The organism is Wolbachia endosymbiont (group A) of Sphaerophoria taeniata (assembly GCF_947250735.1).
GTDB lineage: Bacteria > Pseudomonadota > Alphaproteobacteria > Rickettsiales > Anaplasmataceae > Wolbachia.
In genome coordinates this window covers 235,535-251,092 of record NZ_OX366344.1, presented here as the reverse complement: position 1 = coordinate 251,092, position 15,558 = coordinate 235,535, and the positions used below count along the sequence as shown (strand labels likewise).

Here is a 15,558-nt window from a genome sequence, read left to right as displayed (position 1 = left end):
GCACGAACAAGGAGGGTTTTACCATTTCCGGGGGGACCTTATAAAATGTAGCCTGTTGGTATATCACAATTGAATTGTTCAAAAATTTTTCTATTTTTTATGAAATTGCAAATCATTTCTAATGATTTCTTCACCTCATCGGAGATTGCAACATCACTAAATTTTAATTTCTCTTCTTCTGTAATTAATTTATCGTCTAAGCTAATGCTAAAATTTTTTTTGTATATCACCCAGCCAAATACTAGCACACCTAGAAATATTATAATGGAAATGCTACCTAAAATGACATCTTCATTTATGGCTTCTGTTGAAAAGAGGATGTGAACCCTTTTGTCGCGTAAAATTTTTATGAGATCATTAGATATAATACTGACTAACTTAAAACTTGATCCATCCTTAAGCTTACCTACAATACTATTTTCATTTATATCTATAACAACACTTTTTATATCGTTACTTTCTAATCTGTCTGAAAATTCTGAAAAAGATATAGTAGTTAGACCTTCACCTTGAAAAAACAGCATATAAATTGCAAAAATGGTAGCAGCAATTGCCAGACATAAGAGAGCAATTTTAAGGAATTTCCACCGAGTCATTTAATTTTCACCTGAAAGAATTGAGCTTATCAGATTTTCGTACAATATGTTAGTAATAATACACTTAACTCCATTATTATCGATTTTCTGATTACTTTGACATGTACTAGGATAAGCAAGCACCTTTCCATCTTTTTGTACTGTAGGCAAAGAATAGAAAACTTCAGGGCAGCAGTTGTAATCCTTCAGAAATTCAGGAACTTTTTGTGTTTTTTTTAATGGAGCGATGATAACTGAACACTCTTGATTTCCGAGTATTGTGCAGCTAAATCTGTTATCCCATTGAGTAGGTTCATTTAAAGGTAGGTTTACGGTAATTTCTTGTATCTTTGACGATTCTCTAATTATTAAGATATTTTCTCCATATTTTCTTATTTTGCACCCAGAAAGTGTACAGTTAACATTACTATCCTTTTGCAATATTTTATTAAATATCGCAATAAGGCTATTGTACCTTGGTTTATAATGTTTACTGGCAATTGCCATTATAGAGTAAAGAAGAAGCCTCAAGGCTATTTCCTCTGGCAATTGATAAAATTCACTTAGTTTAATTTCAATATAACCAAGATCATGAACATTAACACAGTCATTAAATGCAAGGCGTGTGTAGTGCATCAACGCTTTTGCAGCTCTTTTCATATGAAGGGCTGTGAGGCATATTCGCTCTGTTAAAATCTCTTGATTGTCACTTGCTTTAAGTAAGCTACGGTATAAAGTTCGCCTGTATTTTAAGTTATAGTTGCTTCTATCTTCGATCCATTTTAACCGGTGAAGCTTAGCGTACTTTTCTATTTCACTACGACTAAAATTTAACAATGGCCTAAATATATAAATACCATTTAAGAAAGATTTGTAATCCATTGATGATAATCCATCTACGCCACTACCTCGCTCCAATCTTAATAAGAACGTTTCTGCTTGATCATCTTTGTGATGAGCAACGAGCAAACATTTAACATTATTGTTTTTACAACACTCTGCTAGTAACTTATATCGTGCTTTTCGTGCCTGTAATTGAATATTACCTTTAATATTTTGCTTCTCCCAATTTAATATGAACGATTCCTTTGCTCCAAGTTCTTTTGCATAACTTGTAACAAAATCAGCTTCTTTTTGAGACTCTGAACGTAACCCATGATTTACTGTTAATGCTATAGGAAGTGAAAGCTTGTTTTTTTTTGCCCAGTTAGTCATTAAGTGCAGTAAGACTATACTATCTACACCACCTGATACTGCAACTGCGATTTGGTTATAGAAAGCAAAGCTATTAGCTATATTTTGAAATAATAACTCTAATTTCATTATGTTTCTTGATGGCAAGATAGTCTCTACGTCATACAGCGACTTATTTGTGGTATATATAGATCCCACTAACAAGCAGCGGAATTGCTCTCTTTTGTCATCCCAGTGCTTGACACTGGGATCCAGGTTTTAATGCAAGAAACTATTTCTTTATTCCAGAAAATGAAAATTCCACTCTACGATTTTTAGCATGCTCTTTTTCATATTTAGAATTTCTAGAATCATCTTTTACATTAACCAAAGGCTCAGTTTCACCCTTAGAAGCAGTTTTTATTCTGTTTTCTATGTAGGGTGCACAACTAACCATAAATTTTTTAGCTGCATCTGCCCTTCTAGCGCCTAGCGCAAGATTATATTCATGAGAACCACGGTTGTCAGTATGACCAGTTAAAGTAACCTTCGCGTCAGGGTTATCTTGTAACACCTCCATTACGTTAAGTAATGCATCTGCGCTTACTTCAGTAATACTAGATTCATCATAACCAAAGAAAACTCTTTTATCACCTATCTGCTTAACAACAGAATTCATTTTATTTGTTGTATTTGCTCCTTTTTTTGGGCAAGAACTTACACCAGTAAGTAGCAAACAAAAACAGCACATTATAACCAGTCTACTCCACATTACTAAACCTCCATAAATTTTAAAATAGTGCGTAACTTTAATTTCAGTAGCTAATAATCTCTCCATATTGTAATATAGTCAAGAGAAATAAAATACTAAATACTTTTTCTACACCCTTACAATTAATTTTCTTATAATATGCTGGACTCTGAGTAGAAAAATCCAATAAAGGAATAAAAAGTACAATTTTTTATTGTACTTTAAGCAAATATACTTTTAACTTTATTATTAATCTATTACGATATTAAAGAGATGTTTTCTAAAACAATGAACAAATTATGAAATCTTATAAGTTTTTAGAGGAAGTATTATATAGGGTAAAGAATATCGAAAATACGCTAAAAGTACTAAACCAAAGCCAATTGAATATAGAGGACAAAGTTGAACAAATGAGTCTTCTAGAAGAAATCAGACATGAAATTATCTCTCATGATGCAATAGAGGAATCATTAGCAGATGCTCTTGGTAACAAAAAAAGTGCAAATACTCAGCAGCTAAAGTTAATAGAGAGAATAAATAAAAGCAACAGTGCTGTTCCTATTGATTTAGTAAAGTCTTTATCCAAAGCTAAGGTTGAATGCCAAAATTTATGGAAACTATCTCATTCTGAAACCAGTAACTTAGAAAAACTAAAAGAACGTTTTACTGATTTAATCACACTCATTCGCGAAGTAGCTTCTATAAAATCGCAGCAATTAAAATGCTCAAAATACGACTTACTGCTTGCTGACTATGACTCTGATATCACAGAAAAGAATATAAGGGAAGTATTCCCCAAGGTAGGCAAATTTTTTAGCGAAAATGTGGATGAAATAATTGAAAAGCAGAAAAAGGATAAGGTTACTAATATACAAAGAGTTGCTACTCAGAAGCAGATTGAACTTGGCTCGTTATGTTTACAGCAAATGGGTATTGCACTAAATGAGATTCGTACTTCTTATTACTACCCTATAGATTATGATGAATCTGATTTTTGTTATGGTTTATTTTCACTTTTACGGCATAGTGGTTATGCGATTTATCAAAAATGTTTAGCGCAAAATTCTATAAGTAGCCCAATTACGAGACATGTTATGTATGAAACTCAAGGGTTATTCATGGAAAGGATGATTGGAACATCCAGAGAATTTATTGAGTTCATTCAACCACACATAAAAGAGAAATTTGCTATAAAAGGCAAAACTAATAGCAGTGTTGAAAATTTGCACTTGGTTTTCAATGAAATAAACCTTTCCTCTTCTTTAAAGAACGCAGATGAATTTAGTCTTTTAGCTCATATTATGTTGAGAACTAGGTTAGAACAGGATATAATAAATGGTACACTGGAAGTTAAGGATCTGCACGATGCGTGGCTGGAAGGTATGAAGCACTATAAAATTCCAGTAAAAGCTAAAAATGAGCTGGACACTTATTTTCAAGATGAATATTGGGCAAGCGGTGTTATGGGCTACTTTCCTATAAAAATTATTGCTTTAATTGCTGCTGTGCAGATTTTCTCTTTCGTTAAAAAGAATCATTACGAATCATTAAGTGCTATAATAAAAGGAGATTTTAGTTTACTTATCAGTTGGTTATCTCAAAATATATACAGTGCAAAGTGTGGCCTGGAACTGCTAAAAAAATTAACAGGCAAGGGTTTAGACGTTGAGTGTGTTACTTACTACCTATCTGAAAAGTATAATTTGTCTCAATAAATGGTTTTCTTGAGTTATGTATGAATTTTGTTCGAAAATTGACCGGAAAGTTTTATAGCCTTTTTACTTTCAAAGGTTTGTTTGCTAGCGATATTGCCATAGACCTTGGTACTGCAAACACTTTAGTTTATCAGAAAAATCAGGGAATAGTGCTTGATGAGCCTTCAGTTGTAGCAAGAGTAAAAGAAAAAGGAAGCTACGTTCCTTATGCTTTTGGTAAAAAAGCTAAAATGATGCTTGGAAAAACGCCTGGAGAAATAGAGGCGATAAGGCCCTTAAAGGATGGAGTTATTGCTGATTTTAAAAGTGCGGAAGAAATGCTAAAATATTTCATACGCAGTGCAAACACAAAATTCACTGTTAATAAACCTAATATTATCATATGCGTTCCATCTGGATCCACGCCAGTTGAAAGGCGTGCTATACAAGATGCAGCAGAAAGTGCTGGTGCAAATGAAGTATTTTTGATTGAAGAACCAATGGCTGCAGCAATCGGAGCTGGGCTCCCAGTTACTGAACCTGAGGGTTCTATGATCGTTGATATAGGAGGCGGTACAACTGAAGTTGCAATTATTTCTTTAGGCGGAATTGTTTATTCACGTTCTGCCAGAGTAGGTGGCGATATTATGGATGAAGCAATAAAATCGTATATTCGTGAAAATCATAAGTTATTAATCGGTGAAACAACTGCTGAAAAAATTAAGAAAAACGTAGGTTCAGCCAGTCTGCCAGGTGAAAATAACAAAGAGGGAATGATAATTAAAGGCAGGGATTTAGTGAGTGGCATGCCAAAAGAAATGCTTTTATCAGAATATCAAGTTGCAGAAAGTTTAATAGAGCCTGTACATCAGATAATTTCTGCTATTAGGACTGCACTGGAGAGCACTCCACCTGAACTTTCTTCTGATATAGTCGATAGAGGAATAATTTTATCTGGTGGTGGTGGATTATTGCGTAACTTGGGCAAAGTTATCAGTGAAACAACAAAATTACCAGTTCGTGTTGCAGATGACCCACTTTGTTGTGTTGCCTTGGGTAGTGGAAAAGTGCTTGAAAACATGGATTATTTTGGCCATGTTTTATTCAAGCAAGATTAAATTGTTTTTGAAGGTAGTTTATCGAATTGTTTTGATGGAATTATGTAATATAAATGAGATCCCAGTGTCACGCACCAAGTAATTTGAAGGCAACTTCCAGCAGGAAAGGGTGTCATCCGAGTAGCTGACACTGGGATCCAGGAAACTTGATTACAAATAAATATGCTGTTTTAATGAATTTGCATAAATAGACACTAGATTCCAGTGTCAGCTACTTTCATGACATCATCTACTATGTAAATTGCCCCCAAATCAAAACGTTTGCACAGTTGTATGTTGGAATGACACAAGATTTGCGTTTATAAATTAAGGCGATTATGCTAAAAGAATTTAAAATTGAACCTCTGCTAAAAGATAGAGCTCCGCACCAGACCAAGGCTATTGTTGCAATGTCCGGGGGAGTTGATAGCTCCGTTGCTGCAGCACTGCTATATAACTTTGGGTACCAGGTGATAGGTGTGACTCTTCAACTCTATGGCACCGACGGTAATGCTAACGCAAGAAAAGGTGCATGTTGTGCTGGACAGGATATTTACGACGCTAAGCGCGTGGCTGAAAGTGTTGGCTTTCCTCACTATATTTTAAACTACGAGGAAATATTCAAAAAGGAAGTAATAGAGGATTTTGCAAGTACCTATATGCGTGGGGAAACTCCCATACCATGCGTAAGATGTAACCAAACGGTAAAATTTCGTGATCTATTGCAAGTTACAAAAAATCTTGGTGCGGATGTGCTTGTAACAGGACATTACGTGAGAAGATTAGAAAAAAATGGTGAGGTAAAGTTGTGCAGAAGCATTGATAAAAGTAAAGATCAAAGCTATTTTCTATTTGCTACAACAAAGGAGCAGTTGAAGCTTTTGCGATTTCCACTAGGTGGGTTCTATAAAAGTGATATAAGAAAATTAGCAAAGTATTTCAGCTTACAAATTTCTGAAAAGCCGGACAGTCAAGATATATGCTTTGTTTCCGAAAGCTATAGTAAAACAATAGCTAAATTAGTTCCACAATCTGTACAGAAAGGTAAAATAGTGGATGTTAATGGAAAAGTGCTAGGCGAGCACAGTGGCATAGTAAATTTTACAGTGGGGCAAAGAAAGGGCTTGGGTATCGCACACAATGAACCTCTTTATGTGATAAAAATTAATACAGAAAATAATGAGGTTATAGTAGGTCCGATCAACGCATTAATGCAAAAAAAAATATTGATCAAGGAGTTAAATTGGTTAGAACAACCAAAGGAAGGTATGGAAGTAACTGTGAAGCTGAGATCATCACATGCGGGAAGTTTAGCAACAATACATTCAACTGACGAAAAAAATAAAGCCTGTGTCATTTTAAACGACGATTACTTTGGCATCAGTCCAGGTCAAGCCTGTGTGGCATATAAAGGTGAACAAGTTATCGGTGGAGGATGGATATGCTCTTAACTGGGTGGCTTAATTTTTTTATGCAGAATGTAAACGTACAATAACATTTATTGCTATTTTACCCTATATCGCTTATACTATAAAGTAGAACATTATAGGTTTTAGCAATGGTTAAGGAAGTTGAAGAAATAATAAAAATTGTTGGTAAGGGTAATTTATTAGAGACTTTGTTTATTTTTTTAGGTGGCTTTCAACATGCTGACTTAGATCGTAGTATGGACCGCAGAAATCATTTTGGCTTGTCTGCATTCATTAAAAAAGAGGGGGAGCCATTAGATGAATATTTTAACTTAAAGTTTAGTCTACAAGGGCTGTTTTTAATTTATGCTCAAGCTTATAAGATACTTAGTGAAAACAATAACCTGAATACTAAAGATGTCATAGATAAAATATATGAAGTTATTAAAGGGTTTGAGTTAAATAGAGATATAAATGAAGTAGTAGAAGTAGATGGAAGTAAATTAGATTTACTTAACATCTTAGCAAGTCCAAAGAGAAAACCAATATTTAAAACAGAAGAAGATTTTGAAAATAAAGTGCTTACTGACGTTAAAAAATTATTAAATGAAAAATCTGATAAAAAATTTTTTTTTAATAAATTTGTTATCGACTGTTACTATTCTATTCATCAAGATATAAAGGTAGATAAAGATGTGGCTTTATTGTTTTCTCTATTATATTCTTTGAGCGGTAGTTATAAAGAACCTTTGTCACCTGACAAAATAGTAAAAAGAGAAGTATTAGAGATATGTGAGAATCAGTTAATAGAGAGCTATATAATGTTCTTAGCTGGCAAACTACACATGATCGGATTATCAAGTAGAGATAAATATACAATCGACCATGAGCATGTGGATCGGCAAGAGGAAGGCTTGAAAGAGCATTGTAAATTCGAATTATATCGTATAAATACAAAAAACACCCTAGAGCAACTGTTAAAAAACCAAAATAGTGATGAATTTGAACAATTAGTAACGAGCCCTAAAAATATATACTACTCAGTGCCACAAGAAGAGAATAAATGTAGGCCAAATTTCATTGTCAGCAAGAAAAAAGAAAAAGACCATAAAAACACAGTCTGTAAACTTATTTTGGGTATGTTTGTATTATCTGTTGGGTTATATGTTGCTGATTATTTCCTTATGGAGCAAAAATTGTTCAACTCAATAAAAAATGTTTTGCCACAAGACAACCTTACTAACTTGATAGTTGGTGCGGTGCTTACTATTGTAATAGTATATGCTTTATTTCAATTATCACAGAAACCACCACTTTCAACAGTCAATGGAATGACGAATGAAAATTTAGAACAGCCCCATGCAAAACAAGCTTAGAACTACATAAATGTAGCAACTTAAAAGCACATATTGTATAATGCTTATTCTTAAGTTAAGAGGTGATTTATGGATTTAAGTAAAATAACAGCGGGACCAAATGCGGTGAATGTGGTAATTGAAATAAGTGCAAATGCTGAGCCTGTAAAGTATGAGTTTAATAAAGAGCTTGGATTGTTACAAGTTGACAGATTTTTGTCTACCTCAATGACTTATCCTTGCAATTATGGGTTTATACCAAATACCTGCGCAGGTGATGGTGATCCTGTGGATGTTTTGGTGCTAACTCAATTTCCCTTAGCATCTAGTGTTTTAATATCGGTGCGTCCAATAGGCGCATTACTCACTAAAGATGAAAAAGGAGAAGATGAAAAGATATTAGCTGTGCCTGTTTCCAGTGTTGATAGCTATTATGACAATATAAAGGACTATTCTGACTTATCTAAAAACCTATTAGATAAAATTGCTCATTTCTTTTCTCATTATAAAGATCTAGAAAAGGGAAAAACGGTAGCAGTTGGAGAATGGGTTGGTGTAGAAGAAGCAAAGAAAATCATTGAAAAAAGCAGAAATTAGTTTACGTTGATTTAGCCTGGAATTACAGTTATTCGGAAAAATGTTGTTGTTTTTAATGGGTAAATATTGCAATTAAAAGCATTAGACAGGCGGTAGAGGTCTTGGTATTATATAATCTTTAGGTTCTAAATTTGGAAGGGTGGCCGAGCGGCTGAAGGCGGCGGTTTGCTAAACCGCTATACGATTGAAAAGTCGTATCGAGGGTTCGAATCCCTCTCCTTCCGTATACTGTTTTAGCACGGTCTGAATTCGCTATATTAGCATATTTTTAGCCTGTTTACCTGATCTTGTTGCAATGGTTTTTATTTCCGTCTTTGCTTAGATAGCTATTAAAAAGTTGGCTAGCGTTGACTCAGTATTTATTATAGAATTGGTTGTTAACCTTACTTATATGCATAAAATACTAATTTTACTGTTGATAGTGTTGCCACTTAGGTTGCTTGCAACCGAGATTGAAATTGTTGCAGATGTAAATGGTGAGCCAATTTCAAATTTAGATATCGAAAAACGCATCAACTTTATAAATTCATTGTTTGGCACCCAAAGTGTTAATCAAAAAGAAGCAAAACCTCAAATTCTTAGGGAGCTAATAGACGAAATTATCATTATCAATGAAGCGCAGAGGCTGAATATAAAATTGAGCAATGAGGAGTTAGATAATGCTATCATATTATTTTTAACCCAAAGTTTTAAACTTAAGGCTAATGAAGTTGATCAATACATAAAAAAGCATAATATAGATCTTAGTATTTTAAGAAAACAAATAAAATGTCAGTTACTATGGAGCAAAATTATTGAAGTAAGAATTGTGCCATTTATTAATATAAGCGATAAAGAAGTAGATGATGTAAAAAGGCAAACAGAAAAGCCGGATTATCTTATCACGTTCCAAGAGTTTATAATTCCTGATCAAAAAGACAAGGATGTTTATGGCATAGCTGAAGATTTAGTAAAAAAATTACGTAATAGTAATAACCCGGAATCTCCAATAAAGATGCGTAAAGCAACAGTTAATTTAAGTCAGCTCAAAGATAAACTTAAGAGCGTTTTAGAAAGACTAGAAACCGGCGATATAGAAGGTCCATTCAGTTTCAGTGAAGGTTACTCTATTATAAAAGTCATAGACAAGGTACAACTTAATTATGCACTGCTGGAAAGCACTTTAAAATTAAAACAGATTGTGGCTGAGGGTTCAGAAAGTTTATTGGATAATTTTAAAGAGCAAAAGGTCAATTGTTTAAATTTTGACAAATTAGCAGATGATTTTAAGTTGCCAAACGCAAAAGAGTTTGAAATAAAAATGCGAGATTTAAATCCTGATTTACAGATTTTATTTAGTAAAACAAGTGTGAATGAAATAGTAGAATTAAGAGAAAATGGCACTGCAAAGTTAATGATGTTGTGTGATATCAAGAGTAATGCAGCGGATATAGAAGCAATTAAACAGCAGATGTACCAACAAAAGATTATGATACAAAGCAACTTGTTATTAGATAATATGCGTAAAAATTCAGCTGTCAGTTATCGGTATAGTTGAAGTCAGAGAGTGTCCTTGTCTCTGTCTTTGTGTACGAAAATTACTTTGTTCTATAAAATTTCAAAAAATTTGAACAAATATAGTTAAAATAGCACATGAAGAATATAATGCTAATTGGTGGTGGAGTTGGAAATGCAGTATTATTTTCGATAGGGAAGGCGTGTCTTGAAAATAATAATAAGGTTTTGTACTTTGCTGGCTATAAGAAATTAAGTGATGTATTTAAACGAGCACTGATAGAGCGTGCATCAAATGCAGTAGTTTGGGCATGTGAAGAAGGATTGATAGAAACAAGCAGAGATCAAGATAAATCCTTTCATGGTAATATAGTTGATGCAATAGTCTCTTATCAACAAGGAAGATTAGGTATTAATTTAAACACTATAGATAAAATTATCACTATTGGTTCTGATAAAATGATGAAAGCTATGAATGAAGCTAGAAAAACAATTTTAAAGCCATATCTGAAGTCAAGTCACATAGCAATATCGTCAGTTAATTCTCCTATGCAGTGTATGATGAAAGAAATCTGCGCTCAGTGTGTTCAGCAACATATAAATACGGAAACAGGAGAAAGGAGTTTTGTCTATAGTTGCAGTAATCAAGACCAGGATATGGAATTTATTGACTTTGATTTTTTAAGTGAGCGCTTAAAGCAAAATAGTTTACAAGAAAAACTCACTGCGAAATGGATAGATCATGTTCAAAGATATTAAACAGCACAAAAAGGAAATAAGAGAGCAATATAGAGCTATAAGAAAAGATATTGATGAAAGTTATTCCAGTTATGCGGCAAGTTCCCTTATTAATCTCTTTAATCAGAACTTAAGTTACGTTAAAGGCAAAACAATTGCGGCTTACATTCCAATGGATGGGGAAATAAATGTTGTCCCTTTGATGTGTTGTTTGCTCTATTTAGGTTATAAAGTAGCAATTCCTGATAAAAATCAGTTGCTAAGATTTGAGGGATGGAACGAAACAAATGAAGATGTAATTCCCGACACAATCATTACTCCTGTTGTTGCTTTTGATGATCATTTTAATAGATTAGGTTTTGGCGGTGGTTGGTATGATACAATGATAAAAAAATTACGGCCGCTTGGAAAAATATTTATAGGTGTAGCCTATGAGAAACAATATTGTAAAGATTTACCTGTAGAAAAACATGATCAAAAATTGGATATTATAATCACTGAGATGTGTGTTAGATGTGGAGGTGAATTGCTCAAAAAAGTGGATAGAAAGGAGTAGCGTAACCCCACTTTCTGATAGTAATTTTTGCGTCAAAACGCTCCTCAAATACATCAAATATTTGGTCCTGTAATTCCTCCTTCACTCACTCGTGCAGCACTTGAAATACCTAAGTGAGAATCTGGCTTCATTTGATTAACTTTATCATTAATCTTTTGTTCTACATCTTCTATTTTACCGTCACCAATGGCCATAATTGCAGATTGAAATTCACCCATAAGAATGTGAAATCCTTTCTTTTTAGATTCTTCCGTGTCTTTAGATCTTTCCATATCTGCTAGATGAGTACTAAGACCTTTGTTCATAAGTCTGCTCATGTCATCTTCTGAAAAATTTTCAATGGTTCCATTCTTTACTAACTCTTGTATAGCAGATCGCTGCCCTTCATTTTGAAGCATTTCTAATATTTTTTTCCCATCATCAAGACCTTTTTTAGCGTCAACGCCTTCGTTATCTTTAAGACTAATGTTTGCAATAGTTTCAAGGATGTTTGTTCTTAATCTACTAAAGTTATTCTCTCTTGCTTGAACTTTAGGTAATTTATCTATTAAATCCTTATATGAACTTTTTACTGCTTTCCCTGCTTCAATCGCACCTTCTTTTATTTTTTCCCCTGCCTTTCCTATACCTATTCCTACATAACGTGCTCCAATAGCCACAAGCGCTATTAATGTAGCAAGCACAATAAGCGGAGAAAATGCTACTCCCAATACTATTCCTGTAGAAGCTATTCCAATTTTTTTATTTGCAGATGCTGATTTAAAATAATTGACTAGATTGTCCAGCGGACCTTTATTATTATTTATAACATTACTTATTGCTTGCTGATTAACAGATTTTAACGCCTCTTCTATTATTTTTGAGTCAACGTTTTCAGAAGTTAACCCTTTAAGTGCTTCTTCAATGAGTTTTATAAATAATTCTTTATTTACCTCCTTTTGCAAGCCTTGGTCATTAATTGCTAAACTTAAACCTTCGAGATTCATCCCTCTAACTTGTTCTGATAGGGCTTTAAGTAACTCCTCTTTTCCCTCTGATGGAGATTGTGCAATGCTTTCTATTATATCTGAAATAGCTTTTCTTAGTTCTGAATAGTCAGTGTCAAAAAACGTACTGTTTGTAGGTGCCATATTCAACTTCATCAACTATAAATATGCCTAATTATACATACTAATTATTAATTATATTATAATAAATATGAGATAATTAATATAATAACCTCTTTCCAAATATAGAATTTGTATTAAAATATCTAGATTACATGAAATTAAGGTACTTTATGGGCGGAAAAAAATTAAAAGCTGCTGTGGTTTTATCAGGGTGTGGTCACCTTGACGGTGCAGAGGTAAGAGAAGCGGTTTTAAGTTTGCTTGTGCTTGATCAGCAGGAAGTGAATGTTAAATGCTTTGCACCTGATATCAATATCACACAAGTTATGAATCATAAAACAAAAGAGGCAACAAAAGAAAAAAGGAATGTACTTGCAGAAGCTGCAAGAATCGCAAGAGGTGAAATATATGACTTAAAAGAAGCCAAAGCTGAAAATTTTGACATGCTAGTTGTACCTGGTGGATACGGGGTTGCAAAAAATTTATCTGATTTAGCTGAGAATAAAGACATGGTGACAGTAATGCCTGAATTTGAAAGATTAGTTTCAGAATTTTTTGTTACAAAAAAGCCGATAGGAGCGATATGCATATCTCCAGCCATCATTGTTTCAATTTTAAGTAGCAAGATAGGTAAAGAAGAAAGTAAGGTTAAGGTAACTATAGGAGATGACAGAGAACAGTTGATAGAGAAGCTTGGTGGTGAACACATAAAGTGTGATACAGGGTTATCAATAGAAGACGAAGAACATAATGTATTTTCCTGTTCTGCTTATATGCGTAGCGACAAAAGTATATACTCTGTATATCAAGGGATAAAGCATATGATTGACAGCATGGTAAAAAAGATTAACAAAAAAACTAAACAGCCATTCCTCTAAGATGTAGTAATTTAGACTTCCTTACACAATTAACTGTTGAATTTTACATTCCTAGCTGTATTATGGTTATATAGCTAAAGTGCTCTAGGTTTACGACTATTACTTGTTAGCGGCGTGGCGTAGGGCTGCACTAGCTATATATATTTAGCTCTTTTTTTATAAACGCAAGGTGTTTTATATGTCAGACCTTTTCTATATTGAAACTACGTGTTGTCTGGACGGTCAGTGTGATGTCTATACAGGGGAAGTGAGTTTTAATGATGTCATGTTAGGCAAGTTCAGTCTAAATTCGTGCAGCGGGAAAGAAGCTATGATAAATCTAGACGTTATTACATTCGATATTAATATCGCTATTGATGGTCAAAATGGAAAGACAATAGAAAGAGACCTTAAAGGTCTTGAATTTGTAACTAAAGATGATGGTTCTTGGTATATTAATAAGAATTTTGGTAATGATAGATTTGAAGTTATAGTAAAGCAATCATAATTTTACATCTCAGGTGTAACATTTAGTATAGGTGCTATTCTATTTATAATGTTCTTTACTATAGGCGCAGCAATTATTCCCCCGGTATGGTGTATCCCTTGAGGTTCATCAATAGCAATTAGCACTATATACCTTGGGTCAAGCATGGTTAGCACTCCTATAAATGACGCTATGTTTGCATCTTTGCTATATTTACCATCTACAACTTTTTCCGCCGATCCAGTCTTTCCCCCTATTGAATATGCCTTTATTTTTGCTTTTCTGCCAGTGCCATCTGTTACTGCTGCGCGTAATAATTTTCTCATTTTCCTGGAAGTTCTTCTTGAGATAATTTGCTCTCCTATACTTCTTTTATTCAACATCAAGGTTGCGTTATGAAATACCCCATTGTTGATTAATGCTGCTGCAGTTTGTGCAAGATGTATAGGAGTTACAGCTATGCCATAACCATAAGATGCTGTTATTAAAGTGTTTTCACTCCATTTATCCGGGATTATCGGTGTAGATTTTTCTGGTATTTCTATTTTCAAAGGAGAAAATAGCTTCATAGCTTTAAAGTATTCTACTTGTTTTTCAATACCTAATTTAACTGCAATTTTTGCTGCACCAATGTTGGATGATTTCACAAATATATCTCGCACAGTGATTTCCGGAATCTTAAATTCATGAAGATCATAAATTTTATATTTCCCAATAGTGATTGGCTTTGACACGTCATATAAATCATCAATTTTTACAACGTTTGCATCAAGAGCTGCGGCTATTGTAAAGAATTTTAATACCGACCCCATCTCATACACCCCAAGACTGGCGCGATTAAACTTTTGTACGTCTTCTGCCTTATTCTGTAGGTTGGGGTTAAAATCAGGCAGACTGACCATTGAGATGACTTCACTATTTTTCACATTTAAAACAATTCCTACTCCGCCGAGTGCCTGATATCTGCTTACAGCTTTAGTTAGCTCTTCATGCACTATGCTTTGCACTCGTGTATCTAAGGATAGTTGAATACCCTGGTAAGGTGTTATTCCAGCGCGTAATGCTGGAATCCACGTATTTTTTTTCTGGACCCCAGTGTCAGCTACTTGGATAACAGAATGTTGTTTGTTTTTACTTATATATGCCTCAACTCCTGCAATACCGTTGCCATCTACGTCAGTGTAACCAAGCACGTGTGAAAATAAATTACTGTGAGGATATATACGTTTTACATCGTTATAGAAGTTTATTCCTGGCACGCCGGCATTTTTTATTGCTAACAGTTCTTTTGGAGTCAAGTGCCGCTTTACCCAAGCAAATTTCTTTTTTGAAGTAAGTACTCTATATGAATTCTCGTATTCAAGATCATTCAAAATAGAACACAGTTGTGCTGCTATACTTTCCGGATTCTTTACTTTGGTTGCATCTTTATATAGTGATGTTGTGGGCACATTTGTTGCTATTACCACTCCATTTCTATCTAAAATATCAGGTTGTTTATATACTGTATTATCTTTTCTAAAATTTTCTGAAGTAGTAGGTTGATCAAATGTTAAAGAGAATATGCGAAAAATAATTATTATATAAAATATAAATAATGGTACTATAAAACACAGTGAGCGGAGTTTATTTTTAAGTAATGCTTGCATATTTACTTGATTTGACA

15 protein-coding genes and 1 tRNA gene are annotated in these 15,558 nt (G+C 33.8%); 11 read left to right on the top strand and 5 right to left on the bottom strand.

Annotated features, from left to right (window positions below; genetic code table 11):
- Window positions 1-38: 38 nt before the first annotated feature.
- The 3 genes from OOK84_RS01190 to OOK84_RS01180 all read right to left on the bottom strand — a co-directional run bounded on the left by OOK84_RS01190 (window position 39) and on the right by OOK84_RS01180 (window position 2,520).
- Window positions 39-596, bottom strand: a complete 558-nt coding sequence (locus OOK84_RS01190) for an ATP-dependent metallopeptidase FtsH/Yme1/Tma family protein (protein WP_264731995.1) — start codon at window positions 594-596, stop codon at window positions 39-41.
- A complete protein-coding gene (gene tilS, locus OOK84_RS01185) occupies window positions 597-1,898 on the bottom strand; it encodes a tRNA lysidine(34) synthetase TilS (protein ID WP_264731992.1) in 1,302 nt (433 codons plus the stop codon).
- 142 nt (window positions 1,899-2,040) lie between these two features.
- The gene (locus OOK84_RS01180; protein ID WP_265016724.1) at window positions 2,041-2,520 is read right to left on the bottom strand and encodes an OmpA family protein; all 480 of its coding nucleotides are present in this window, start codon (window positions 2,518-2,520) and stop codon (window positions 2,041-2,043) included.
- Between the two features lie 278 nt (window positions 2,521-2,798).
- On the opposite strand from OOK84_RS01180, the gene OOK84_RS01175 reads away from it, so the two are divergent.
- The 9 genes from OOK84_RS01175 (at window position 2,799) to OOK84_RS01135 (ending at window position 11,439) form a co-directional block, all read left to right on the top strand.
- The gene (locus tag OOK84_RS01175; RefSeq protein ID WP_264731989.1) at window positions 2,799-4,214 is read left to right on the top strand and encodes a gluzincin family metallopeptidase; all 1,416 of its coding nucleotides are present in this window, start codon (window positions 2,799-2,801) and stop codon (window positions 4,212-4,214) included.
- Window positions 4,215-4,234: 20 nt separating this feature from the next.
- Window positions 4,235-5,311 carry a rod shape-determining protein gene (locus tag OOK84_RS01170; RefSeq protein WP_253309829.1) on the top strand — a complete coding sequence of 359 codons (1,077 nt, stop codon included), beginning with the start codon at window positions 4,235-4,237 and terminating at the stop codon, window positions 5,309-5,311.
- Window positions 5,312-5,628: 317 nt separating this feature from the next.
- Entirely contained in the window at window positions 5,629-6,741 is a 1,113-nt protein-coding gene (gene mnmA, locus OOK84_RS01165; protein WP_264731986.1) for a tRNA 2-thiouridine(34) synthase MnmA, read from the top strand.
- 107 nt (window positions 6,742-6,848) lie between these two features.
- A complete protein-coding gene (locus tag OOK84_RS01160; protein ID WP_264731984.1) occupies window positions 6,849-8,075 on the top strand; it encodes a WD1261 family protein in 1,227 nt (408 codons plus the stop codon).
- A gap of 69 nt (window positions 8,076-8,144) precedes the next feature.
- Window positions 8,145-8,651, top strand: a complete 507-nt coding sequence (gene ppa, locus OOK84_RS01155) for an inorganic diphosphatase (protein ID WP_264731982.1) — start codon at window positions 8,145-8,147, stop codon at window positions 8,649-8,651.
- Window positions 8,652-8,784: 133 nt separating this feature from the next.
- Window positions 8,785-8,875 (top strand) — tRNA-Ser (locus OOK84_RS01150).
- 167 nt (window positions 8,876-9,042) lie between these two features.
- Complete coding sequence (locus OOK84_RS01145) at window positions 9,043-10,188, top strand: SurA N-terminal domain-containing protein (RefSeq protein WP_264731980.1); 1,146 nt, start codon at window positions 9,043-9,045, stop codon at window positions 10,186-10,188.
- 95 nt (window positions 10,189-10,283) lie between these two features.
- Window positions 10,284-10,904: a ferredoxin reductase domain-containing protein gene (locus OOK84_RS01140; RefSeq protein ID WP_264731979.1), complete on the top strand. Its 621-nt coding sequence runs from the start codon at window positions 10,284-10,286 to the stop codon at window positions 10,902-10,904.
- Window positions 10,888-11,439 carry a 5-formyltetrahydrofolate cyclo-ligase gene (locus tag OOK84_RS01135; RefSeq protein WP_264731977.1) on the top strand — a complete coding sequence of 184 codons (552 nt, stop codon included), beginning with the start codon at window positions 10,888-10,890 and terminating at the stop codon, window positions 11,437-11,439. Before OOK84_RS01140 ends, OOK84_RS01135 begins: the two co-directional genes overlap by 17 nt.
- A 53-nt stretch (window positions 11,440-11,492) precedes the next feature.
- Here OOK84_RS01135 and OOK84_RS01130 read toward each other — a convergent pair whose 3' ends face one another.
- Window positions 11,493-12,569, bottom strand: coding sequence for a hypothetical protein (locus tag OOK84_RS01130; RefSeq protein WP_264731975.1), 1,077 nt, complete (start codon window positions 12,567-12,569; stop codon window positions 11,493-11,495).
- 149 nt (window positions 12,570-12,718) lie between these two features.
- On the opposite strand from OOK84_RS01130, the gene elbB reads away from it, so the two are divergent.
- Window positions 12,719-13,426 carry an isoprenoid biosynthesis glyoxalase ElbB gene (gene elbB, locus OOK84_RS01125; protein ID WP_264731974.1) on the top strand — a complete coding sequence of 236 codons (708 nt, stop codon included), beginning with the start codon at window positions 12,719-12,721 and terminating at the stop codon, window positions 13,424-13,426.
- 178 nt (window positions 13,427-13,604) lie between these two features.
- Window positions 13,605-13,913 (top strand): hypothetical protein, encoded by a 309-nt coding sequence (locus OOK84_RS01120; protein WP_264731972.1) that lies wholly within the window; start codon window positions 13,605-13,607, stop codon window positions 13,911-13,913.
- Between the two features lie 2 nt (window positions 13,914-13,915).
- On the opposite strand, the gene OOK84_RS01115 is transcribed toward OOK84_RS01120, so the two are convergent.
- On the bottom strand, window positions 13,916-15,541 hold the full coding sequence (locus OOK84_RS01115) for a peptidoglycan D,D-transpeptidase FtsI family protein (RefSeq protein ID WP_264731971.1): 1,626 nt from the start codon (window positions 15,539-15,541) through the stop codon (window positions 13,916-13,918).
- Between the last annotated feature and the right edge of the window lie 17 nt (window positions 15,542-15,558).

Bases quoted from the DNA above. Each gene is read 5' to 3' on its own strand.
- OOK84_RS01135 (WP_264731977.1), top strand. From the start codon at position 10,888: ATGTTCAAAGATATTAAACAGCACAAAAAGGAAATAAGAGAGCAATAT.
- mnmA (WP_264731986.1), top strand. From the start codon at position 5,629: ATGCTAAAAGAATTTAAAATTGAACCTCTGCTAAAAGATAGAGCTCCG.
- OOK84_RS01130 (WP_264731975.1), bottom strand. From the start codon at position 12,569: ATGGCACCTACAAACAGTACGTTTTTTGACACTGACTATTCAGAACTA.
- OOK84_RS01160 (WP_264731984.1), top strand. From the start codon at position 6,849: ATGGTTAAGGAAGTTGAAGAAATAATAAAAATTGTTGGTAAGGGTAAT.
- OOK84_RS01180 (WP_265016724.1), bottom strand. From the start codon at position 2,520: ATGTGGAGTAGACTGGTTATAATGTGCTGTTTTTGTTTGCTACTTACT.
- OOK84_RS01115 (WP_264731971.1), bottom strand. From the start codon at position 15,541: ATGCAAGCATTACTTAAAAATAAACTCCGCTCACTGTGTTTTATAGTA.
- OOK84_RS01140 (WP_264731979.1), top strand. From the start codon at position 10,284: ATGAAGAATATAATGCTAATTGGTGGTGGAGTTGGAAATGCAGTATTA.
- OOK84_RS01145 (WP_264731980.1), top strand. From the start codon at position 9,043: ATGCATAAAATACTAATTTTACTGTTGATAGTGTTGCCACTTAGGTTG.
- OOK84_RS01120 (WP_264731972.1), top strand. From the start codon at position 13,605: ATGTCAGACCTTTTCTATATTGAAACTACGTGTTGTCTGGACGGTCAG.
- ppa (WP_264731982.1), top strand. From the start codon at position 8,145: ATGGATTTAAGTAAAATAACAGCGGGACCAAATGCGGTGAATGTGGTA.
- tilS (WP_264731992.1), bottom strand. From the start codon at position 1,898: ATGAAATTAGAGTTATTATTTCAAAATATAGCTAATAGCTTTGCTTTC.
- elbB (WP_264731974.1), top strand. From the start codon at position 12,719: ATGGGCGGAAAAAAATTAAAAGCTGCTGTGGTTTTATCAGGGTGTGGT.
- OOK84_RS01170 (WP_253309829.1), top strand. From the start codon at position 4,235: ATGAATTTTGTTCGAAAATTGACCGGAAAGTTTTATAGCCTTTTTACT.
- OOK84_RS01190 (WP_264731995.1), bottom strand. From the start codon at position 596: ATGACTCGGTGGAAATTCCTTAAAATTGCTCTCTTATGTCTGGCAATT.
- OOK84_RS01175 (WP_264731989.1), top strand. From the start codon at position 2,799: ATGAAATCTTATAAGTTTTTAGAGGAAGTATTATATAGGGTAAAGAAT.